A 19,791-nucleotide genomic window follows, 5' to 3' on the forward strand; every position below is an offset into this window, starting at 1 on the left:
TCGGGAGGCAGCGCGAAGAGAGGCGCTAGCCCGGCCAGCGGCGGCGCAAGCCGCCGACTGACGTCACGGATTTACTCCGTGACGGCTACCGCGCGCTCATCCCACAAGCCGCGCGGCGTGGCGGACGGAGGGCACGCGGGCGAGGAGGGCAATGAACGCCTGCTGCCGCTGCTCATCCCGCCCTCGCCGGCCTTCCACGCGGCGTTGCCGCGCAGAGCCTGGGCCGTCTCGCCCACGCGCCGCCGCCGAAGCTGCGGCACCGGCTTGAACTGGATGAAGGGATAGCCGTCCTCATCGAACAGCATCGGCAACGGCTCCCGCTTCTGCGAGATGAAGAAGGGATGGCGGTAGCGAGGCAGGGGCTCGCGCTCGTCAGGATCGTATTTCATCCACCAGCTTATGGGTTCGCGCGACCTCCGTAGGAAAGTGGATTTTCGCCTCGCCCGCACTTCTTGACTCAAAAATAAATTGCCGGTCAAAAATGGACATGGACTATTTAGTCGAATCTTTTCGTGCATCTGATCCAGTCAGACAGGGCGACGTCTTTCGACTAACTTCAGACGATGGCGTTTACGGAATTCTCGTCACCGCCGACTGCGATATATCAAATAGTAAACACGGCGGAGAACTTACTCTCATTTTAGCGTATCCTCCCTCACGTTATTTGCGAGATTTCTGGTGTAGAATGGAATGCGGGCGGCTGAAAGCAAAGCTGTCCAGGCAAGTTTTAGAAGCTGCGAATCAGTCTTTCGTCGGGCGAGGCGGCGCAAAGCTTCTTGACGAGGACGGCTTGCAATTATTGCTGTCCACGTTTGAGCCGGAAGCGCTTGCTGATCGGCTGAAGTTCGAAGCCGGGAAGAAGAGGGAAGAATTCCTCGAAAAGATCGAAGCGCTGAAGCTAATGGATGTCATCCTTGATGAAGAACAGTTTGATATCCTGAAAAAGGCCTCGCTGCTATTGGGACACAGCAAGAAAACCATTGAAAGTTCATTTTTAAGCGTACTGGACGACAGAAAGGGCCCGGCAGACATTTTCCACCTCCCGGCTCTTCCTGACCTCGGTCATGGGCCTCTAATCGTGCGTCTCAGATCATTCATTTCGATATCTGAAAATGACGTTGGTACTAGTACTGTTTCGGTGGAAGATACCGGGCCGAAATACATTAGGTGTGCCCGACTGGCTGATAACGTTCGGTTTGCTATGATTCAGAAAATGGCATTCCTCTTCTCGAGGATCGGATTATCGGCGGATTATGAGAATGACTTGCGATCAAGATTGAAGGCGACTGAATCTGAGATCGTTGAGGAATTTCTAGGAGATTTGGTAAATGATTGAGGCTCTAGTTCTTGATCAAAGTGCTATAACGCTATTTTCGCGATCTCTAATTCTGGATAGCTTTCTGGATAACTTCAAAATTCACGACTCTAGTGATCGTTTGAAGCAAGGCACGCAAGGAACTGTTAGATATTTTCTGGCAAAGAATGCTTCGCTAGAAACACCTATTCTCGTTCTCAACCTTAAGCAAATCGACCTGAAATCGGCTCCAGACGGTCGGAAGTGGTTTCAGAGAATTATGCGCGTCGCACTTAAGAGCATGGACAAGAATATCGTTATACCGGCTGCGTGGGCTCCTTATCACGAGGGCAGTCGAATATCCATTTACGCTGAGGGGTTGAATTCGACGACAGATTACCGCCTATATTTTGATACTTGCCCACGAGGCGACGATGGCAGCGTATTTGCATTCGCGGTGTCTGAGGGGCCAAGGCGATTAGACGAGCACGAGCCAGAGTGGGATCTGTATCGTCGAGCTAAAGAGGGCCTGTTAGAAGCGATCGTCGCAGAGCCGGAGGTCGTTACTCCGGAAGATGGTCAGTTCGGCATTACCTTAGCTGAGCCAATCGGCGCTCAAATTGCAGGCATGATCTCCTTGCAAGATTGGCTAGCTAGACGAGCCACGGTCCCCCAACTCAAGTTCATCGCTAGCCCGTTAACGGGGCCAGTACGGTTGAAGGGAGCTGCGGGCACGGGCAAAACGCAGGCGATCGCCATCAAAGCCTTGAAGGAAATGCGTGACGCGAACGAGGCCAGTCGCGCCCTTAGACTAGCTGTTATCACGCACAGCGAAGCGCTTGCCGACGAGGTCATCCTGGGCATGCTCTACGCAATGGATCCTGCCAGTGAGTGGGAGCATTTCGCGGCGCAACATCTGTTCGTTGGAACTCTATACAAGCTCGCGGAGCGATTGCTCAATTATGAAGGAAAGGGCCTTAAGCCATTGTCGCTTGATGGACGCGAAGGGCGGGAGCTCCAACGCATTCTCATCTCTGATGCTATCGACTCAGTCCGCACCCGCCCAGACATACTGCTCACTATCGAAGAGTCGGCAGGCGCTGAATTAAAGCGACTCTTGGACCCCGAAAATAGTGATCACCTGATAAGCGAAATCATGAATGAGTTTGCCTCAATCATAGATGCAGATAACATTCAGAAGGGCAGTATTGAGGCGGAACGCTATCTTAAATCTGATAGGGAGGGGCATTCCTTTTCTCTAAACGAATGGGACAGGAAGTTCCTGCTCGACGTACACGAAATATACTCGGATGAATTGCTTGAACAAGACTTTATGAGCATGGATCAGATGATTTCTGATTTAAACAAGTATCTTGCCTCTCATGCGTGGAGAAGATTACGGCAAGAGCAAGGGTTCGATGCAATTCTTGTCGACGAGTATCATTTTTTTAATAGGAACGAGGCGGCCTCGTTCCACCACTTGTTCAAAGCAACAGCTGGTATCGACGGAAATTTACCGCTCTTCATGGCTTACGATCTGAAGCAAGGCACTTCCGATGCGGGCCTCGTTGGCCGAACGTCCCCGCAGTTTATGGCGACGCGCGCCGGACACAGCGACCTTGTGGAACTTACTGAGGTCTTTCGCTCGACGCCAGAAATTGCGGCATTCTTGCAGTCAATTGACGGATCATTTCCGGCTCTTGATCTAGAGGGGGAGTGGTCGACCTATGCTGGCAAGTCCCAATTGGAACATGGTGATCGACCCACTTTGAAAACCTTTGCTACAAATCAAGCATTGATCGACCACGTTTTTAGATCTGCTTCAGAATCAGCGCACAGCATCGATGGGGGAGGGCGCCAAGTCGCAGTAATATGTTTGAATGAACGGCTCTTCGATGTTTACCGTCAAGCTGGACGAGGAAAAGGGTTACACGTCCCTGTCGTTTCACGTGAGGAGATGGCAGAACTAAAGTATGCCCGACGAAAATTCGTTCTGAGCATGCCGGAATATGTTGCTGGGCTGCAATTCGAAGAAGTCCACCTGATAAATGTCGATGAGGCAGATTTTGATATAAAGCATGGTGTTAACGCTCAACGCAGGATGATCAGTCGACTCTACCTCGGCGCAAGTCGCGCAAGGAATAAACTTTATCTTCATTCTGCAAACGAGCAACGTGGTCCGGCCAAAATACTTACCGGGTCTCTCAGCAACGGAACATTGATGCAAGGCTAGGGCACTGGTGGAAGCGCCGCGCTGCGCTTGCTAACGCTGCGCCATGCAAGTCCCGTCCGATTCCATCATCGACACGCCGTTCGATAGCGCCCTCTCCGAACGCTACCTCGTCTACGCCCTCTCGACGATTACCGCGCGATCCCTCCCCGACGTCCGCGACGGCCTCAAGCCCGTCCACCGCCGCCTGTTGTGGGCGATGCGGCTGCTGAAGCTCGATCCGGCCAATGCCTACAAGAAAAGCGCGCGGGTCGTTGGCGACGTCATCGGCAAATATCATCCGCACGGGGACGCGTCGGTTTATGACGCGATGGTGCGGCTCGCCCAGTCGTTCGCGCTTCGTTATCCGCTGGTCGACGGGCAGGGCAATTTCGGCAACATCGACGGGGATAATGCCGCCGCCTATCGCTATACCGAGGCGCGGCTGACGGCGACGGCGACGCGGCTGATGGCCGGTCTGGACGAGGGCACGGTCGATTACCGCGCGACCTATAATGGCGAGGAGGAAGAGCCCGAGGTCTTCCCCGGCCTGTTCCCCAATCTGCTGGCCAACGGCGCGAGCGGGATCGCGGTCGGCATGGCGACGTCGATCCCGCCGCACAACGTCGGCGAGCTGGTCGAGGCGGCGACGCACCTGATCGACAACCCGCACGCTGAGGACCGGGCCCTGATGGACTTCGTCCAGGGGCCGGACTTTCCCACAGGGGGCGTGCTGGTCGACGGGCGCGAGGCGATCACGCAGGCCTATGCCACCGGGCGGGGCAGTTTCCGGTTGCGGGCGCGGATCGAGGTCGAGCGGGAGAAGGGCGGGGGCTGGCACCTGCTGGTCAGCGAGATCCCTATGGCGTCCAGAAATCGAAGCTGATCGAGACGATCGCGGACCTGATCGCGACCAAGAAGCTGCCGATCCTGGCCGACATTCGCGACGAGAGCGACGAGCATGTGCGGATCGTGCTGGAGCCGCGGTCGCGGACGGTCGATCCCGAATTGCTGATGGAGAGCCTGTTCAAGCTCTCCGAGCTGGAGGTGCGCTTCCCGCTCAACCTCAACGTGCTCGACAAGACGCGGACGCCGGGGGTGATGAGCCTTCGCCAGGCGCTGCTGGCGTGGCTGGAGCACCAGATCGAGGTGCTGGTGCGGCGATCGACCACGCGGATCGGCAAGATCGACGACCGGCTGGAGCTGCTCGACGGGTTCCTGAAGGCGTTCCTCAACCTCGACCGGGTGATCGAGATCATCCGCACCGAGGACGAGCCCAAGGCGGTGATGATCGCGGAATTCGAACTGACCGACCGGCAGGCCGAGGCGATCCTCAACATGCGGCTGCGGTCCCTGCGGCGGCTGGAGGAAATGGAGATCGGCAAGGAGCGCGACGCGCTGGCCAAGGAGCGGGAGGAGCTGGCGAAGCTGGTGGAAAGTCCCGCTCGGCAGCGGACGCGGTTGAAGCGCGACCTGGGCGAGCTGGCCAAGGCCTATGCGGGCGACGAGCGGCGGACGCACCTTGTGGAGTCTGGCCCGAGCCGGGAGCTCGACTGGAGCCAGATGATCGAGAAGGAGCCGATCACCGTCATCCTGTCGCAGCGCGGCTGGATCCGGGCGATGCGCGGGCATCTGGCGGCGGGGGAATTCGATAGCCTCAAGTTCCGTGAGGGCGACGAACTGTGGGGCGCGCCGATCCATGCCCAGACGACCGACAAGATCCTGATCGCGGCGAGCAACGGGCGGGTGTTCACGCTGGCCGGCGACAAGCTGCCCGGCGGGCGCGGGTTCGGCGAGCCGGTTCGGCTGACCATCGACCTGGAGGCGGAGGCCGAGGTGGTGGCGATGCTGGTGGTGCGGCCGGACACGCGGCTGCTGGCGGCGTCGTCCGACGGGCGCGGCTTCGTGACGAGCGGCGAGGCGGTGCTGGCCGAAACGCGCAAGGGCAAGCAGCTGATGAACCTTCGCACCGGCGCGCGGATGGCGGTGCTCAATACGGTGCCGGGCAATGCGGATTCGGTCGCGGTGATCGGCGAGAACCGCAAGATGCTGGTGTTCAAGCTGGACGAGCTGCCCGAGCTGGGACGCGGCAGCGGCGTGCAGCTTCAGCGCTATCGCGACGGGGGCCTCAGCGACGTCATCGCCTTCGCGCTGGCCGAGGGAATCTCCTGGCCGCTGGGCGGGGAGAGCGGGCGCGTGCGCAGCGAGACCGACCTGACGCCGTGGCGGGCGATCCGAAGCGCGGCCGGTCGGATCGCGCCCAACGGTTTCCCCCGCTCGAACCGGTTCGAGCCGGTGCCTGCGGCGGCGCAAGTTAATCCTGATCAAGGCAAGTGAAAGCACTACGTTAACCTGTCCCGTTTAATGCCGGGCGAATGACGGCTGCAGCACCTCGCTCGGTGACGCCTTTTGGCGTGCCTGCAGGAACGAAGAGTCCCTACGAAACGCGCCTCGGCGCGAACGACCGGGCCTTGCTCGAAGCCTTGCCGATTGCCGCCGCCATCGTCGGTCTCAACCGGCAGGGCGTGCTGAAGCTGGTCGACCGCAATCCCAAATTCGACGAGGCGATGGCGACGACCGGCGACGCGGCGATCGTGGCGGGCAATTTCACCGGCTGCACGCATTTGCAGATCGCCCGGCTGATGACGGACTTCCTGGCCGATTTCGGAAGCCCCAGCGAACTCGACTTCACCGACGGCGAGGGACTGTCGGCGCGGCATTTCCGGATCAAGCTGGCGCCGCTCGGCCGGAGCGAGAAATACGGCCCGCATTGCCTCGTCAGCCTGGTCGACCGGACGATCGAGGTGCAGACCGAGCGGAATTTGCGCGCCGAGATGCTGCGCGACAGCCTGACCGGGCTTCCCAACCGCCTGGCCTTTACGGAATCGATCGAGCACATGCTCGAGACCAAGAATGAGGCATCACGGCACGCGGTGCTGGTGGTCGACCTTCGCCGGTTCAGCCGGATCAACGAGTCGATGGGCGGCCTGGCCGGCGACGAGCTGCTGATCACCTTCGCGCGCCGCCTGATGTCGGTGCTTCGCGCCGGTGACGTGCTGGCGCGGACGGGCGGCAATGAATTCGGCGTGCTGGTGCGCATCGGCCGCGGGGTGGGTGACGCGTTGTCTGCCGCAGACCGCATCCAGGACGTGATGAACGCGCCGTTCAAGCTGAGCGAGATGGAGATCCGCGTCGAATGCGCGGTCGGCGTGGCGCGGATGGAAAAGGGGCAGGACCCGGAAGAATTGTTCCGGAGCGCCCAGTTCGCGGTCAAGCAGGCCAAGCTGGCGGGCAAGCCCCAGGTCTACAAGCCGGACGAGGCGGTGGCCGCGCGGCGGCGGTTTTCGATCGAAACCGAGCTTCGCCGGGCCCTGGAAAAGGACCAGCTCAAACTGTTCTACCAGCCGCTGATCAACCTGAAGAGCGGCGAGGTCAGCGGATTCGAGGCGCTGGCCCGCTGGACCCACGAGGACCGCGGCGAAATCAGCCCGACCGAGTTCATCCCGGTGGCCGAAGAAAGCGGCCTCATCCTCCAGCTTGGCCGCTGGGCGATGGACAAGGCGTCCCACACGCTGGCCGACTGGGACGCCCAGGTGGGCGCGCGGCTGCCGGTCTATGTCGGCGTCAACTTGTCGGCGATCCAGGTCGCCCGCGACAATATTGCCGACATGGTGGGGGAATCCCTGCGGTCCTCGGGGATCGGCGGCGACCGGTTGACGGTCGAGCTGACCGAAAGCTCGATCGTCCAGGATCCGGCGCGCGCGATCCGCGTGTTCGAAGCGCTCAAGGCGCTCGACGCGACAGTGGCGATGGATGATTTCGGAACCGGTTATTCCAGCCTCGCCTACCTCCAGCGCCTGCCGATCGATGTCCTCAAGATCGATCGCAGTTTCGTATCGGGCATGATGAAGGACAGCGACAGCGTGGCGATCGTTCGCGCGGTCCTGAGCCTCGCCGACGCGCTGGGCATGTCGACCACCGCCGAGGGCATCGAAAGCGTGGAGCTGGCGACGACGCTGGCGGCGCTTGGTTGTTCGTCGGGCCAGGGCTTCTACTTCGCCAAGCCGCTCGAGGCGTCGGCCGCGCTCGATTACTGGAAATCCCGCCGCAAGCATTGACCGTCGGCCTTTCTGGCCGCTGCTGCATCCGTTCCTCCCTGCCGTCCGTATTCTCCCCGCACCGTATCCACCGCGGCCGGGAGGACATTTGGACGGTTTCCCAAGGTCCGCGGAATTCGGAACGGGGCTCCGTGGCTCGTCCCCCTGTCGGAGCCCTGCTCGGCGGAAGGCCGGCAAGTCCGCCTCCTGGATTGCCGCGCTTTCCGCCGGGACCCCATTTCCCTCCTGCGCGGAATGTCGCATGGTCGACGCGATGACGGGAGGCACCAGGGACGACACGGCCGACATCGAGCCGCGCCAGCTGCAGCAATTGATGCTGCGTGTGGCGGCCGAGGATTCGTCCGCGCTGGCGGAGCTTTACAAGCGGACGTCGGGCCGACTGTTCGGGATTTGCGTTTCGATGCTGCGGTCGGAAAGCGATGCGGAAGACGTCCTTCAGGACGTTTACACATCCGTGTGGCGGCGAGCGCGGCAATATGATCCGGCCAAGGCCGGGGTGTTGAACTGGATGGCGGTCATTGCCCGAAACCGGTCGATCGACCAGTTGCGGGGACGACGGGCGAGCGCGCCGATCGACGAGGCCGGCGAGGTTGCGGATGACGCGCCGTCGGCGTTCGACCTGGTCGAGGCCGCCGATGACCGGCGCAGACTTGCGGGTTGCCTGGAAGAGTTGGACGAAACGCCGCGCCGGGCCATCCGAACCGCGTTCTTCGAAGGGTTGAGTTACGCCGAACTGGCCAGCCGTGAGGCCGTGCCGCTGGGGACGATGAAGAGCTGGATCCGCCGCGGATTGTTGCGGTTGAGAGGTTGCTTGGATCGATGAGCGACGACGTGTTCCTTGCCGAAGACGAGCGCGACCTGAGGGCCGCGGAGCTTGCCCTTGGGCTGGTCGACGGCAGCGACGAGGCGGACGCCCTGCGTCTGGCGGAGTCCGATGCGGATTTCGCGCAGCAAATCGCGCGCTGGCGGGCGCGCTTTGTGCCGCTGTTCGCCGACGTCGAGGCGGTCGAGCCACGGGCCGAGGTATATGGCCGGATCGAGCGGGCGTTGCGGCTGCGTCAGGGCGGGGTGGCGGACGCGAGCAACGACAACGAGCTTCGCCGAAAGCTGGTGCGGTGGCGCTTTTCGGCGGCGTCCCTCGGCGCGGTCGCGGCGGCGCTGGCCCTGGTGCTGTGGGTGCGTCCGCCGGTCACGCCCGAGCCGGCATCTTCGCCGGTGATTGCCGAACGGGCGGCCCTGAAAAACCTGTGATGGTTGCGGCGATCGCGGGCGAGGACAAGATCGTGCGCATGGTCGCGACTTACGATCCGGCGAGCCGCCACTTGGTCGTCGCCGATGCCGCGCCCGTACCGACGCCGAGCGGCCGGTCGCACGAATTGTGGATGATACCGGCCGGCGGCAAGCCGGTGTCGATGGGGGTAATGCCGTCGGGCAAGCCGATGGTGGCGACCATCGAGCCGGCAAAGGCAACGGCATTCGTTGACGGCCTGACGTTGGCCGTATCGGACGAGCCGGCCGGTGGTTCGCCAACCGGGCAGCCGACGGGTGACATGCTTGCCAGCGGCGCGCTGACCAACAGCTAGCGCAGGGCAGCGGCCACCAGCGCCTCCAGCCCGTCACCGTCGGGGAAGCCGGCCGACACCCACCGCCGCTCGATCGCTTTCAGGGTGCGCGCCACCTCGGGGCCTTGCGGCACACCGCGGGCAATGAGCTGGCCGCCGGTAAGCGGCAGGCGAGGGACCGTCCAGTCGGCCAGCCCGGCGGCGTCGGCCGGCTGTCCGGCCAGGAGCAGGCGATCCGCGGCACTTTCGACCCCAATGTCGTACGCCAGGGCGCGCGGGTTCTCGCCAAGGGCCGGATTGGCGGCCGAGGCGACGCGCTTGGTCGCCTTTTTCGACAGCTTCAGGCGCTGCGCGACGCGCTCAGCAATGGCCGGGTCGCGCGGCAGGATGGCGGCTAGCCTGCGCGTCGCGGCTGGCGCAAGGCCGGCGCCCTGCTCCGCTTGGCGAAGTGCGCCGAGGCGGGCACCGGCATCGGCGACCACTTCTGGAATGACCGGCGCGAAGATGCCGCGTTCGACCATCAGGGCAACGGTGGCGGCGGGATCGTCCATGCCCAGCAGCTTGGTCAATTCGTCCGCGATCCGTTCGCGCGACAAGGCCATCAGGTCGTTGGCGCGCGCGGTGCATGCTTCCAGTCCCGCCGCATCGGGCTCACCGCGGCCGAAACGGGCGTGGAAGCGGAAAAAGCGGAGGATTCGAAGATGGTCCTCGGCGATTCGGCGCAGCGGCTCACCGATGAATCGCACTCGGCGGTCCTCGATGTCGGCCTCGCCGCCGACGCTGTCGAATATCTGGCCCGTAAACGGCTCGGCGTAGAGGGCGTTGATCGTAAAATCGCGGCGCGCGGCGTCCTCTGCCCAGCTGTCGGTGAACGCAACGGTGGCGCGGCGGCCGTCGGTCGTCACGTCGCTGCGCAGCGTCGTCACTTCGACGACCGTCCCCGATGAAACTGCGGTCACGGTCCCATGCTCGATTCCGGTCGGCACGGCCTTGATACCGGCAGCGTCGAGGCGCTCGATCACGTCGGCGGGACTGAGCGTGGTGGCAAGGTCGAGGTCGGCGACGGGCAGGCCGAGAAGCGCGTCCCGAACGACGCCGCCGACAAAGCGAGCGGTGCCGGCCCGGGCGTCGAGCGCGTCGAGCAGGCGGGGGACGCCGTGGCGATCGAGCCATATCGCCGGATTCAGCTCCATCGGAGCCTCCGCGACAGGTTGACGATCATTGCGGCGGTTGCGCCCCAGATGCGGCGCCCCTCCCATTCGATCTCTATGTACGAGCGGTCACGGCCCTGGAACCGGGCCGTCGCCTTTCGGTGGTTTGCGGGGTCGAGGACGTGCGCCAGCGGCGCCTCGAAGAGCGATTCGACCTCGGCCGGGTTGGGCGTGAGTTCCAGGTCGGGCGGGATCACGGCGACAATCGGCGTCACGCCGAAGCCGGTGATGGTGCGGTAGTGATCGGCTTCGGCGACGATGCGGACTTGCGCCGGGTCGAGGTCGACCTCTTCCCACGCCTCGCGAAGCGCCGCCTGGCGTGCGGTTTCCCCGGAATCGATGCGCCCGCCCGGAAACGCGACCTGGCCGCCGTGAAGGCGAAGGTCGGCGCGGCGCTCGGTGAGCAGCAGGCCCGGTTCGGACCGGTCGGTAATCGCGACGAGCACCGCCGCTTCGCGCAGCGCTTCCGCGACGCCGTGGTCGTGCAGGTCGCCGGGAAGCAACTCGGCGGGCGCGGCCAGGGTCAGGCCCGCGGCTAGGCGTTCGAACAGGCTCATTCGCCGGCCAGCGGGAAGAAGGCGCCGTCCGACCAGATGCCGGGCGGGTCGGCGCCCTCGGCGATCGCCGCTTCGGCAAGCTCGTAATAGAGCGGGCGCGCAATCTCCGCCTCCAGGCCATGGCGAACGGCGACGCGGGGGCTTGGACCTTCCGGGGTGGCGATGATGCTGATGGGATGTTGCGGGCCGGCGATCACCGCGTCGCCGCTATCCAGACGGAAGGCGATGCGGCGTTGCTCACGCTCGCCGGCCATCGTCATCTCGAGCGCGCGAAAGGCGGTCGCCTCGACCTCGATGCCGAGTTTTTCGACCGGTGTGACGAGGACGTGGCTGCCGTCAGGCTCGCGGCGAAGCACGGTCGAAAACAGGCGGACCATCGCCGGCCGTTCGATCGGCCGGCCCTGGTGGAACCAGGTGCCGTCGCGGGCGATACGCATCTCGCTGTCGCCGCAGTGGTCGGGATTCCAGCGGTCCACCGGCGGAAGACTGCCGCGCGCCTCGATCTGGGCGGCGAGCGCGGCGAGGCTTTGGCCGCTTAAATCGATCGGTGGGCGTGTCTCCGGCATCGACGCGCCCTTAGGACAGTGTGCCCGCCATTGCGAGGGGAGGCTGGGGCTGCTTAAGGGGGCGCCATGGCGCTCGTCCCGCAAACCGCACTCGTCACCGGCGCTGCGCGTCGCATCGGGCGAGCCGTTGCCGAGGCGTTGCTTGCCGACGGCTGGTCGGTCGCCGCGCACGTCCATCACGACGACGACGACGTGCCGGCTGGCGCGACGCGGATCGTGGCCGACCTGGCCGCCGCCGATTGTGCGCAGCAAATCTTTGCCGCGATCGATGCCGCCGGCCTCCCGCCGGTGACGCTGGTCGTCAACAATGCCGCTCGATTCGCCTATGATACGTTCGGCGCGGCGAGCGCGGATGAGTTCGATGCCCATATGGCGATCAATGCGCGCGCGCCGATGCTGATCATCGCCGAGTGGGCGCGGCGGCATGCCGGGGAAGCCGCGCTCGCAGTCAACATCAGCGACGCCAAGCTGGCTGCGCCCAACCCCGATTACCTTTCTTATACATTGAGCAAGTACGCGCTGGCCGGCCTTACCGAAGTGGCGGCGCGGGCGCTCGCTGCGCGGGGACTTCGGGTCAACGCCATCGCCCCCGCGCAGATGCTGCCTTCGGGAGGGCAGGACGAGGCGGCGTTCGAGATTACGCACGACCTCAACCCGCTCCAGCACGGCGTGACGCCTGATGACCTGGTAGCGGCGCTGCGCTTCCTGATCGCGCAGCCGGCGATGACCGGGCAGACGCTGACCATCGATGGCGGGCAACGATTCCTAGCGCTTTTGCGAGACGTCCAATTTTTGGAGCAACAATGAACGACTGGCCGATAAAACTGGATGGCATGGTGCCCGACCGGCTGCGCCCGAAAAGCGGCCGCATCATCGTCGATTCGCTGGAGGTGATGGCCGACATTGGATTCCACGATTTCGAACGCGGAAATCCGCAGCGCCTGCACATTTCGATTGAGCTTTGGGTCGATGGCCTGCTGCACCCGCCGGCGGCGGACGAGCAGGCGCACGCATGGGATTATGACGTCGTCGTCAAGGAGGTCCGGCGGTTGGCGGGCGAGCGTCGCTACAATCTGCAGGAAACGCTGATTCACACGATATATGAACGACTTGCCGCGGCGAAAGGTGTCAACGCGCTGCGCATCCGAAGCGTCAAACCGGACGTGTATCCCGACGCGCGCGGTGTCGGCGTCGAGATCGCTTCCTTCGATGGACCGACGCCCTGATCGGCAAGCGTCCATAACTTCATTTGCAAACACATCGGGAGCGGAACAAAATCGATTGCGCGGTCATTAGGCGTTCATTAAGGAGGCGCCTTTGTGGCCGATGATATGTTGATACATCGGGCGCCAAGAACAGGTCGGCGGGCCTCGTGCCGGTCCATCGTCCAACCCCGCGGCCCCGGTCGCGGAACAAGGAGATTTGCGGGTTAATGTCCTACGCCAATCGCAGAGAGATGAGCAGCAACAAGACGATCCCGATCGTCATTGTCGCCCTTCTCCATATTTTCCTTGGCTACGCGCTGGTGACAGGGCTGGCCTACAATGTGGTCAAGAAGGCCGCTGAAGATCTCAAAACCTTCGACGTCGAGGAAGAGCCGCCGCCCCCGAGGAGCCGCCGCCCCCGCCCGAGGACAGTCCCGTCCCGCCGCCGCCGTCGGTAAGCTCGCCGCCGCCGCTGGTTCGCATCGAAACCCCGTCGCCGATCGTCGTCCCGCCGACGCCGATGGTCCCGGTTCCCGTGACCCCGCGCGCCGACCCGGTGCCGCCGGCTCCGCCCGCGCCACCGGCGCCCCGAATCTCGCAGGCAGCCCGCGCCAAGGGTAGTCTGACGTCGCTGTTCTCGACTGACGATTATCCGCCGGCCGCGCTCCGTTCGGAAGAGCAGGGCCTGACCGTGGTCTCGCTGACCATTGGTACCGACGGGCGTGTCAGCAACTGTTCGGTGACGTCCTCGTCGGGTTCGACGGCCCTGGATAATGCGACCTGCAGCATCATTCGCCGCCGCGCTCGCTACACCCCGGCCAAGGACCAGAACGGCCAGCCGATCACGGGTACGGACACGGGCCGCATTCGCTGGCAATTGCCGGACGAATAAGAGCCAAGACTTCAGACAACGAATTTTTTGAGGAAAGACCAAATCATGGCAGCTGGAAATCCCAACGTCGCTTCGGCGCAAGACTTCGGCCTGATGAACGCCCTGAACGAAGGTGGCGTGATCAGCTGGTCGGTGTTCATCATCTTGGTGGGCATGTCGATCTTCTCGTTCTACATCCTGTTCACCAAGCTTCTGCAGCAGCAGAAGATCATTAACCAGGGCAAGAAGGTCCGCGCCAGCTTCTGGAACTCGGCGAACCTTCGCGATGCTTCGAACAAGCTGGAAGCCAAGAGCGCCTATCGCGCGATCACCGAAGACGCGCTGACCGCGCAGTCGCAGCACAGCAAACTGACCGACCCGGTCGACCAGCATGAATGGGTCGCCGGCGGCCTGGCCCGCTCGCAGGGCGCGATCGGTTCGCGTCTTGGCGAAGGCCTAGCCTTCCTCGCCACCGTCGGTTCGACCGCGCCGTTCATCGGCCTGTTCGGTACCGTCGTCGGCATCTACCGCGCGCTGATCAAGATCGGTGCGTCGGGTGACGCGTCGATCACCACCGTCGCCGGCCCGGTCGGCGAAGCGCTGATCATGACCGCGCTCGGCCTGGTCGTCGCGGTTCCGGCCGTGCTCGCCTACAACTGGCTGATCCGTCGCAACAAGACGATCATGGAAGACCTTGGTGCCTTCACCAACGACATCCATGGTTACCTCGCCTCGAACGGCGCGGTCGTCCCGACCCTGGACGGCCCGGTCAAGACGACGGCGCAGACCAAGACCGCGGCAGCGCCGACGCAGCGTGGTTCGGAACCGGTTCGTCCGGGCCTGACCCCGACCGGCGCGCAGGCCGACCCGACCCGCTAAGCGGTTCGAGAACCGATCCGGCGGCGCGGGGTCCGTGCCGCCGGACCGTGGCCCGAGAGTTTGTTAGATAAGGACACCGTGAAATGGGAATGAGCGTAGGCTCCGACAACGGCGACGAAGACGTCCCGATGTCCGACATCAACACGACGCCACTCGTGGACGTCATGCTGGTGCTGCTGATCATCTTCCTCATCACCGTTCCCGTGGTCATCCAGACCGTTCCGGTGAAGCTGCCGAGCGTTCGTTACGAGGTCACCCAGACCAAGCCGGAGAACGTCTCCCTGTCGGTCCGCGGTGGCCCGGGCGGCACCTGCGAGGTTTACTGGAACCTGACGCGGGTGACGAATGAGGAACTGCTCGAACGGGCGGTGAAAAAGCTGGAAGACCAGATCGCGGCGGTTGGTGGTGTCGAGAACATCACCGAGGAAAACATGCCGGAAGCGCACATCCGCGGCGACGTAGATACGCCGTACAAGTGCATCGGCGGCGCGGTCATCACGATGCAACGCGCGGGCTTCGCCCGGGTCGGCTTCATTTCGCAGCCTGACCTGGTCGCGGCGCAGTAAGCGAAGGAATATTTCGCATGGCAATGCAAACCACTGGCTCGAACACCGAAGGCGAGCCGATGATGGACATCAACACGACGCCGCTCATCGACGTCATGCTCGTTCTCCTCATCATGCTGATCATCACCATCCCGCCGCAGACTCATGCGGTGAAGCTGGACCTTCCGCAGAACGACCCAAGCAACACGCCGCCGCCGATCGACCCGGTCAAGAACAAGGTCATCGTCACGGCGTCGGGCCAGATTCTGTGGAACGGCAGCGCCGTCGACCAGGGCCAGCTGCGCCAATTCTTGGACGTCACCCAGCAGATGAACCCGGTTCCCGAACTTCACCTGCAGCCGGAAGCGGAAGCCCGCTATGAGCTGGTCGACGAGGTGCTGGCGGTGACGAAGGAAGCCAAGGTCAGCAAGATGGGCTTCGTCGGCAACGAGAACTACATCAAGGCCTTCTAGCTCGTGTTTCCGCCGTTCGGACGGAACGAAACAAGGGCGGTCCTTCGGGGCCGCCCTTTTTCGTTGGCGTCATGGCGATGGGCACGGCGATGGATCGCACGCGGCGCCTGCCACCAATCGCTCTGCCGACGCGTCTCTCGTCAATCAGGCGGAACTGGAGGCAATCGGATTCGTCGGTAACGAATCGCATCCCTTCTGAGCGTCCAGCAAGTTTGCCGTGCCGGCTCTAACGCCACATCCCGGGCCGCAGCCAATGACAAACGAGGTCGGGACGAGATGCTCCGAGCGCTTCGAATTCCTGCCGCGGTGCGAACCTGGCGGTGCGGAGGTATTCGAGGCGCGGACACTGGGCGAGCGGCGCAAGATCCTTGTCGGCCAGTAGCGTCGAGACGGCGAGGAATGCGCGCAACGATCGTAGGCCAGCGAGCGGTGCAATGCTTGGGATGGTATAGGTCGAGTACATCCCGCCTTCGATGCCGATCACCTCGAGATGATGTGCATCGCGGAGCCAGTCCAGACTGCTCATCTTCTTCGCATTGGTGATCAGCAGGGTGCGAAGCGTCGGGATCTGCAGAATCGGCGCGAAGTCGTCGATGGTGCGCGGGCTATCGATGCTGAGGAAGGTCAGGTTGCGAAGGCCAGTCAGCGGCGCCAGGTCCTTTGCCACGACAGGCGACTCTAGCTCCAGCCGCCGGAGCCCGACGAGATGGGCGATTTCCTCCAAGAATGGTTGGTCGACGTTGCCCGCGATGAGGTGGCGGAGCGCTTGGCGGCCGCCGATGCCGCGGTAGTTGAACTTCTTGCGAATGACCCAGGCGTTGGGCGCATCCGACGGCACGTCCGTCGCGCTCTCGTGGAAATGGTCACGCCATTCCGTCCAGTCCCGGTCGACGTGACCGCGGAACCGATCATTGAGCGCGCTGTCGAGGGTCGGCGGGAAATCCATGGTTTGGCCTGCGCTGGAAAGACGGCTGTTCGCAGTCTTCCTTGCCACAAGCGGAGTTAACGGCGAGTTTTGACACTCCGCGAACCGGCTTCTCGCGGCGGATGCCGGTTGCGGCGACGCCGGACGAACAAGGGGGCGCCAGCTTTCGCCGACGCCCCGCTACGCACCCACGACTTGGTTAGAAGCGGTAGCCGATTGACAGCTGGACGATGGGATAAATCTTGAACTTATCGATATCGTCCTCGACTTCCTCTTCTTCCCGCCGGAGACTGGCCTGGAAATCGGGATCCGATGCCAGCAAGCCGGTGGCGCGCAGGTCCTTGACCGTCGGAGAACCCTGGAACATCCCGCCGGCTTCGATGCCGACCTTGAGGCCGCGGCTCAGGCCACCGCCCCAACCCAGGGTTAGGGTCGGCGCCAGCTTGTTGGCCTTGACCGTCCCGCTGAGGGTGCCGACTTCCTCCGGCGTGTAGGTTTCGTCGCCGACCTCGACGTCGTCAGTCGGCTTGGCGACCAGCTTGACGCGGTTGCGGTTGACGCGTGCGCCAGCCGAGAGGCGGAAGCCTCCGCCGAACGGGTGGACGTCGACCATGACGCCGCCCGACTTGAGCTTCAGGTCCCCGTCATAGCTGATGTCATCAGAATCGACGTTGCGGCTGATGCCGAGGAAAGTGACATTGCCGCGCACGCCGAAATTGTCGGACATGCGATAGCCGACCTCCGGACCGATCCCGAGCGTTCCGCCCGTCACCCCGGCGGAAAAGCCACCGCTACTTTCCTGGGCCGCCGCCGGCGCGGCGAGACCGAGCACGACCAAGGCCGTCGCGAATAGTTTCATGAAATACCCCGATTACGCTTTCATTCGCGGAAAGCCCTCGCTCCCGCGGTGCCGGTTTCGGGCGTGGGACGGAACTTGTCATACCCCACTTGAGGTATGCGCGATTTTTCACCTAGGATGGTGCCGCCCGTTGTGTTGCACGATCGACGGGCGGTCGCGGGGGCCGGCGAGTGAAGCTTGATTCCAACCTGATTTACGACGCGGCGCTTGATGACGAGTTGTTCGCGCGGTTACCGAATATACTGGCCGAAGCGACGGGTTCGCGAAGCTGTGTCCTGCACTGGCGCGACCAGCAGGGAAGCGCCGAGGTTTTCGCCCACTCCGGCTATTTCAGCGATGACCATATGGCCGATTACGCCGCCAATTTCGTGGCCCATGACCTGTGGACCGAAGCGGGCATGCGGCAAGGATTCATCAACCAGGCGTGGCGGGTCACCGACCTGGTCGCGACTGACGATTTCGAGCGCAGCGTCTTCTTCAACGAGTGGATCCGCGCAATGGGTGACGACACCTATTATTGCAGCGGTTCGGTCATGCGAACGCGTCATGGCGATGGCATCGTCGGGCTGCACCGCGGCCGCGGCCAGGACGATTTTTCAAGGGAAACGCTGGGCAAGCTCAATGGCTATGTCGGCCACCTGCGCCGCATGTTCGAGATCAGGGCGCGTGTTGCTGGCCTTGGCGAACGCAATCGCCTGCTGGACTCGATGCTGGCCTGTAACGGACAGGCGGCGTTCGTCCTGGATCGCCACGGACGGGTCGTATTGGCCAGCCGCCCGGGCGAGACAATCCTGACGGACGGCAGCCTGCTCCGGCTTTCGCGTGGCATGGTGAAGGCGGCGCGGGGCGACGATGACGCCGCGTTGCAGCGCGCGGTCGCGGCCGCCGCAAGCCCGTCTAGTTCCGCAGCCTCCACAGTCGTGCTCCACGACCGGATGGACCGCGCCATTGTGGCGACAGCCATGCCGATCGGAACCGCGGTCCATTCGTCGGCGGCAGTACTGCTGAGCCTGCAATCGCCGCCGCCGCCGTTGCCAGGCGACCTGGCCAGGCAGCAGTTGCAGGAACGATACGGGCTGTCGGCGGCGGAAGCGGATATCGCGATTCGCCTGGCGGACGGCGGTTCGCCCCGGTCGATCAGCGACCAGCGCCAATCGTCGATCGCGACTGTCCGGTCGCAGATCAAGCATGTGCTGGCGAAAATGGGAGTGCAGCGACAAACGGACGTCGTGCGACTGGTGTTGCAGGCGCCACGGTAAACCTGCTGGTGAGGATTGGCGCGCTAGCACCGGCGCCATGGATATCATCGCGTCTTACCAGCACGGTAGAATCGAGCAGTTGGCCGAGGAGGCGCGGGGGCTCGCCGGTCGAGAGTGCGACCATGTGCAGCGGGCGATCGTCTATCACCACCTGTACCAGCACAGCGGGGACCGGCACGCCTACGCGCTGATCGCCGCGCAGGCAGCCCTCCGGCTGGAGGATGCCTTGGCGAACGTCGAGGCCGCGGCCGAGCGGTCATGGTGGCGGATCGGTCGGGCGCGCGCGGCCGCCCTGGCTGAACGCGCACGCGACTTCGCCGCGGCGCTTCGCACCATCGATCGCGATCGGTGCGAGGCGATGCAACTCGCCTACCGGCTGGCGCACACGCACGGGCTGTCGACATTGGCCGAGGACCAGCTTCCGGAGGAGTTGCGGCAGGCCTTCGCTAGCGACGATCGGCGGGCGCTGTTCCTGGCCCACCAGCAATGGGTGGAGAACCGCTGGGGGCTGGCGCTCGAGGCTGCGATCCACCGGCTCGAGTGGCCGCTGCGCAAGGGCGCCGTCGAGCGGGCGATCGCGGCGTTGCGGCCCGGGGTCGCCATGTTTTCGGCCGTCGAACGGCGCGGCTTCACGGTCTTCGAACGCAAGCTGTTCACCGACGACGCCTTGCCGCGCGCCTTCGCAGGCAACCCGGGCCAGCATTATTACCGCTTGCAGCGGGACCTGGCCGACAAGCGCCGCCGTGCACGGGCCGAGGCGTGCGACCTGGCCGCCGACGACACGGTCGTGCTTGCCGCCTAGCCAAAGGTGAAGGCGTAGGCCTCTACGCCCGGGTCGAGGAAGCGGATCTCGAAGACGTGTTCCCCCTTCGGATCGCGCTGCCGAACCAGCTGGTAGAGGCGGTGGCCGGTGACCGTGCCGCGCCCGGCGGCGTCGGTGTCGACGCCATGGTCGTCGCCGAGCGGTTTTCCGTCCAGGGTCACGACATAGCGGATCGGACGGCCGTCCGGGCTGCCAAGCACCAGGTGCACATCGCGCGCGGCGAAGCGGAAGCGGATCGTCCCGTTCGGGGCAACGAGGCGCGACGACTGCTTGTCGATCGTCCAGCGGCCGGTGAGGCCCCACTGGTTGAGCGAGAGCGCGTCGGGGACGCGATATTCCGACTCTGCGCGGCGCGCACCCCGGGCGAGACGAAATTCTTCATCCGCGCGGTGCCGAGGTAGGTCTCCGGGCTCTTGACCGAGGCCCAGTCCGCGG

The 19,791-nt window shown here is 63.7% G+C and carries 22 protein-coding genes and 1 pseudogene; 16 read left to right on the top strand and 7 right to left on the bottom strand.

Going from position 1 to position 19,791, the window contains the following annotated elements; translation table 11 throughout:
- Positions 1-71 precede the first annotated feature (71 nt).
- Positions 72-389 (bottom strand): hypothetical protein, encoded by a 318-nt coding sequence (locus H9L12_RS02970; protein ID WP_187542554.1) that lies wholly within the window; start codon positions 387-389, stop codon positions 72-74.
- A gap of 92 nt (positions 390-481) precedes the next feature.
- Here H9L12_RS02970 and H9L12_RS02975 point away from each other — a divergent pair, with 92 nt between their 5' ends.
- The 7 genes and pseudogenes from H9L12_RS02975 (at position 482) to H9L12_RS03000 (ending at position 9,204) form a co-directional block, all read left to right on the top strand.
- A complete protein-coding gene (locus tag H9L12_RS02975) occupies positions 482-1,336 on the top strand; it encodes a hypothetical protein (RefSeq protein WP_187542555.1) in 855 nt (284 codons plus the stop codon).
- Positions 1,329-3,527, top strand: coding sequence for a UvrD-helicase domain-containing protein (locus H9L12_RS02980; RefSeq protein WP_187542556.1), 2,199 nt, complete (start codon positions 1,329-1,331; stop codon positions 3,525-3,527). Before H9L12_RS02975 ends, H9L12_RS02980 begins: the two co-directional genes overlap by 8 nt.
- Before the next feature lie 43 nt (positions 3,528-3,570).
- Positions 3,571-5,840, top strand: a pseudogene (gene parC, locus H9L12_RS02985) (DNA topoisomerase IV subunit A).
- Between the two features lie 77 nt (positions 5,841-5,917).
- Positions 5,918-7,621 carry a putative bifunctional diguanylate cyclase/phosphodiesterase gene (locus H9L12_RS02990; protein WP_246450532.1) on the top strand — a complete coding sequence of 568 codons (1,704 nt, stop codon included), beginning with the start codon at positions 5,918-5,920 and terminating at the stop codon, positions 7,619-7,621.
- 241 nt (positions 7,622-7,862) lie between these two features.
- A complete protein-coding gene (locus tag H9L12_RS02995; RefSeq protein ID WP_246450534.1) occupies positions 7,863-8,444 on the top strand; it encodes a sigma-70 family RNA polymerase sigma factor in 582 nt (193 codons plus the stop codon).
- Entirely contained in the window at positions 8,441-8,872 is a 432-nt protein-coding gene (locus H9L12_RS14345) for a hypothetical protein (protein ID WP_425506794.1), read from the top strand. The genes H9L12_RS02995 and H9L12_RS14345 overlap by 4 nt, the downstream gene beginning before the upstream one ends.
- Entirely contained in the window at positions 8,872-9,204 is a 333-nt protein-coding gene (locus H9L12_RS03000; protein WP_425506795.1) for an anti-sigma factor, read from the top strand. Before H9L12_RS14345 ends, H9L12_RS03000 begins: the two co-directional genes overlap by 1 nt.
- On the opposite strand, the gene H9L12_RS03005 is transcribed toward H9L12_RS03000, so the two are convergent.
- Genes H9L12_RS03005 through H9L12_RS03015 form a run of 3 tightly spaced genes read right to left on the bottom strand, consistent with a single transcriptional unit; the run spans position 9,201 to position 11,517 of the window.
- Positions 9,201-10,376, bottom strand: coding sequence for a CCA tRNA nucleotidyltransferase (locus H9L12_RS03005; protein WP_187542558.1), 1,176 nt, complete (start codon positions 10,374-10,376; stop codon positions 9,201-9,203). The two genes, H9L12_RS03000 and H9L12_RS03005, sit on opposite strands and share 4 nt — an antisense overlap.
- Positions 10,367-10,951, bottom strand: coding sequence for a CoA pyrophosphatase (locus tag H9L12_RS03010; RefSeq protein WP_187542559.1), 585 nt, complete (start codon positions 10,949-10,951; stop codon positions 10,367-10,369). The genes H9L12_RS03005 and H9L12_RS03010 overlap by 10 nt, the downstream gene beginning before the upstream one ends.
- Entirely contained in the window at positions 10,948-11,517 is a 570-nt protein-coding gene (locus tag H9L12_RS03015; RefSeq protein WP_187542560.1) for a DUF1285 domain-containing protein, read from the bottom strand. The genes H9L12_RS03010 and H9L12_RS03015 overlap by 4 nt, the downstream gene beginning before the upstream one ends.
- A gap of 66 nt (positions 11,518-11,583) precedes the next feature.
- Between H9L12_RS03015 and H9L12_RS03020 the strand changes: the two genes are divergently transcribed.
- The 7 genes from H9L12_RS03020 (at position 11,584) to H9L12_RS03045 (ending at position 15,490) form a co-directional block, all read left to right on the top strand.
- Positions 11,584-12,324, top strand: coding sequence for an SDR family oxidoreductase (locus tag H9L12_RS03020; RefSeq protein WP_187542561.1), 741 nt, complete (start codon positions 11,584-11,586; stop codon positions 12,322-12,324).
- Positions 12,321-12,743 (top strand): dihydroneopterin aldolase, encoded by a 423-nt coding sequence (locus tag H9L12_RS03025; RefSeq protein WP_187542562.1) that lies wholly within the window; start codon positions 12,321-12,323, stop codon positions 12,741-12,743. The genes H9L12_RS03020 and H9L12_RS03025 overlap by 4 nt, the downstream gene beginning before the upstream one ends.
- A gap of 206 nt (positions 12,744-12,949) precedes the next feature.
- Positions 12,950-13,180 carry a hypothetical protein gene (locus tag H9L12_RS14055; protein WP_343060468.1) on the top strand — a complete coding sequence of 77 codons (231 nt, stop codon included), beginning with the start codon at positions 12,950-12,952 and terminating at the stop codon, positions 13,178-13,180.
- 62 nt (positions 13,181-13,242) lie between these two features.
- The gene (locus tag H9L12_RS14060) at positions 13,243-13,614 is read left to right on the top strand and encodes an energy transducer TonB (RefSeq protein ID WP_343060469.1); all 372 of its coding nucleotides are present in this window, start codon (positions 13,243-13,245) and stop codon (positions 13,612-13,614) included.
- A 45-nt stretch (positions 13,615-13,659) separates the two neighbouring features.
- Positions 13,660-14,472 (top strand): MotA/TolQ/ExbB proton channel family protein, encoded by an 813-nt coding sequence (locus H9L12_RS03035; protein WP_223177146.1) that lies wholly within the window; start codon positions 13,660-13,662, stop codon positions 14,470-14,472.
- 83 nt (positions 14,473-14,555) lie between these two features.
- Positions 14,556-15,038: an ExbD/TolR family protein gene (locus H9L12_RS03040; protein ID WP_187542563.1), complete on the top strand. Its 483-nt coding sequence runs from the start codon at positions 14,556-14,558 to the stop codon at positions 15,036-15,038.
- A 17-nt stretch (positions 15,039-15,055) separates the two neighbouring features.
- Positions 15,056-15,490, top strand: a complete 435-nt coding sequence (locus H9L12_RS03045) for an ExbD/TolR family protein (protein ID WP_425506796.1) — start codon at positions 15,056-15,058, stop codon at positions 15,488-15,490.
- A gap of 226 nt (positions 15,491-15,716) precedes the next feature.
- Here the strand turns inward: H9L12_RS03045 and H9L12_RS03050 are convergent, their stop codons facing one another.
- Entirely contained in the window at positions 15,717-16,436 is a 720-nt protein-coding gene (locus tag H9L12_RS03050) for a leucine-rich repeat domain-containing protein (protein WP_187542564.1), read from the bottom strand.
- Positions 16,437-16,614: 178 nt separating this feature from the next.
- Positions 16,615-17,274, bottom strand: coding sequence for a porin family protein (locus H9L12_RS03055; protein WP_187542565.1), 660 nt, complete (start codon positions 17,272-17,274; stop codon positions 16,615-16,617).
- Positions 17,275-17,444: 170 nt separating this feature from the next.
- Between H9L12_RS03055 and H9L12_RS03060 the strand changes: the two genes are divergently transcribed.
- Complete coding sequence (locus H9L12_RS03060; RefSeq protein ID WP_187542566.1) at positions 17,445-18,533, top strand: helix-turn-helix transcriptional regulator; 1,089 nt, start codon at positions 17,445-17,447, stop codon at positions 18,531-18,533.
- Between the two features lie 37 nt (positions 18,534-18,570).
- A complete protein-coding gene (locus H9L12_RS03065) occupies positions 18,571-19,335 on the top strand; it encodes a hypothetical protein (protein WP_187542567.1) in 765 nt (254 codons plus the stop codon).
- Here H9L12_RS03065 and H9L12_RS13330 read toward each other — a convergent pair.
- Positions 19,332-19,784, bottom strand: a complete 453-nt coding sequence (locus H9L12_RS13330) for a hypothetical protein (protein ID WP_246450686.1) — start codon at positions 19,782-19,784, stop codon at positions 19,332-19,334. The genes H9L12_RS03065 and H9L12_RS13330 overlap by 4 nt on opposite strands.
- Positions 19,785-19,791: the final 7 nt, after the last annotated feature.

Origin of the sequence: Sphingomonas rhizophila (genome assembly GCF_014396585.1) — a bacterium.
GTDB lineage: Bacteria > Pseudomonadota > Alphaproteobacteria > Sphingomonadales > Sphingomonadaceae > Sphingomicrobium > Sphingomicrobium rhizophilum.

Coding starts and splice junctions, on each gene's coding strand:
- H9L12_RS02970 (WP_187542554.1), bottom strand. CDS start 389: ATGAAATACGATCCTGACGAGCGCGAGCCCCTGCCTCGCTACCGCCAT.
- H9L12_RS02975 (WP_187542555.1), top strand. CDS start 482: ATGGACATGGACTATTTAGTCGAATCTTTTCGTGCATCTGATCCAGTC.
- H9L12_RS02980 (WP_187542556.1), top strand. CDS start 1,329: ATGATTGAGGCTCTAGTTCTTGATCAAAGTGCTATAACGCTATTTTCG.
- H9L12_RS02995 (WP_246450534.1), top strand. CDS start 7,863: ATGGTCGACGCGATGACGGGAGGCACCAGGGACGACACGGCCGACATC.
- H9L12_RS14345 (WP_425506794.1), top strand. CDS start 8,441: ATGAGCGACGACGTGTTCCTTGCCGAAGACGAGCGCGACCTGAGGGCC.
- H9L12_RS03000 (WP_425506795.1), top strand. CDS start 8,872: ATGGTTGCGGCGATCGCGGGCGAGGACAAGATCGTGCGCATGGTCGCG.
- H9L12_RS03005 (WP_187542558.1), bottom strand. CDS start 10,376: ATGGAGCTGAATCCGGCGATATGGCTCGATCGCCACGGCGTCCCCCGC.
- H9L12_RS03010 (WP_187542559.1), bottom strand. CDS start 10,951: ATGAGCCTGTTCGAACGCCTAGCCGCGGGCCTGACCCTGGCCGCGCCC.
- H9L12_RS03015 (WP_187542560.1), bottom strand. CDS start 11,517: ATGCCGGAGACACGCCCACCGATCGATTTAAGCGGCCAAAGCCTCGCC.
- H9L12_RS03020 (WP_187542561.1), top strand. CDS start 11,584: ATGGCGCTCGTCCCGCAAACCGCACTCGTCACCGGCGCTGCGCGTCGC.
- H9L12_RS03025 (WP_187542562.1), top strand. CDS start 12,321: ATGAACGACTGGCCGATAAAACTGGATGGCATGGTGCCCGACCGGCTG.
- H9L12_RS14055 (WP_343060468.1), top strand. CDS start 12,950: ATGTCCTACGCCAATCGCAGAGAGATGAGCAGCAACAAGACGATCCCG.
- H9L12_RS14060 (WP_343060469.1), top strand. CDS start 13,243: ATGGTCCCGGTTCCCGTGACCCCGCGCGCCGACCCGGTGCCGCCGGCT.
- H9L12_RS03035 (WP_223177146.1), top strand. CDS start 13,660: ATGGCAGCTGGAAATCCCAACGTCGCTTCGGCGCAAGACTTCGGCCTG.
- H9L12_RS03040 (WP_187542563.1), top strand. CDS start 14,556: ATGGGAATGAGCGTAGGCTCCGACAACGGCGACGAAGACGTCCCGATG.
- H9L12_RS03045 (WP_425506796.1), top strand. CDS start 15,056: ATGGCAATGCAAACCACTGGCTCGAACACCGAAGGCGAGCCGATGATG.
- H9L12_RS03050 (WP_187542564.1), bottom strand. CDS start 16,436: ATGGATTTCCCGCCGACCCTCGACAGCGCGCTCAATGATCGGTTCCGC.
- H9L12_RS03055 (WP_187542565.1), bottom strand. CDS start 17,274: ATGAAACTATTCGCGACGGCCTTGGTCGTGCTCGGTCTCGCCGCGCCG.
- H9L12_RS03065 (WP_187542567.1), top strand. CDS start 18,571: ATGGATATCATCGCGTCTTACCAGCACGGTAGAATCGAGCAGTTGGCC.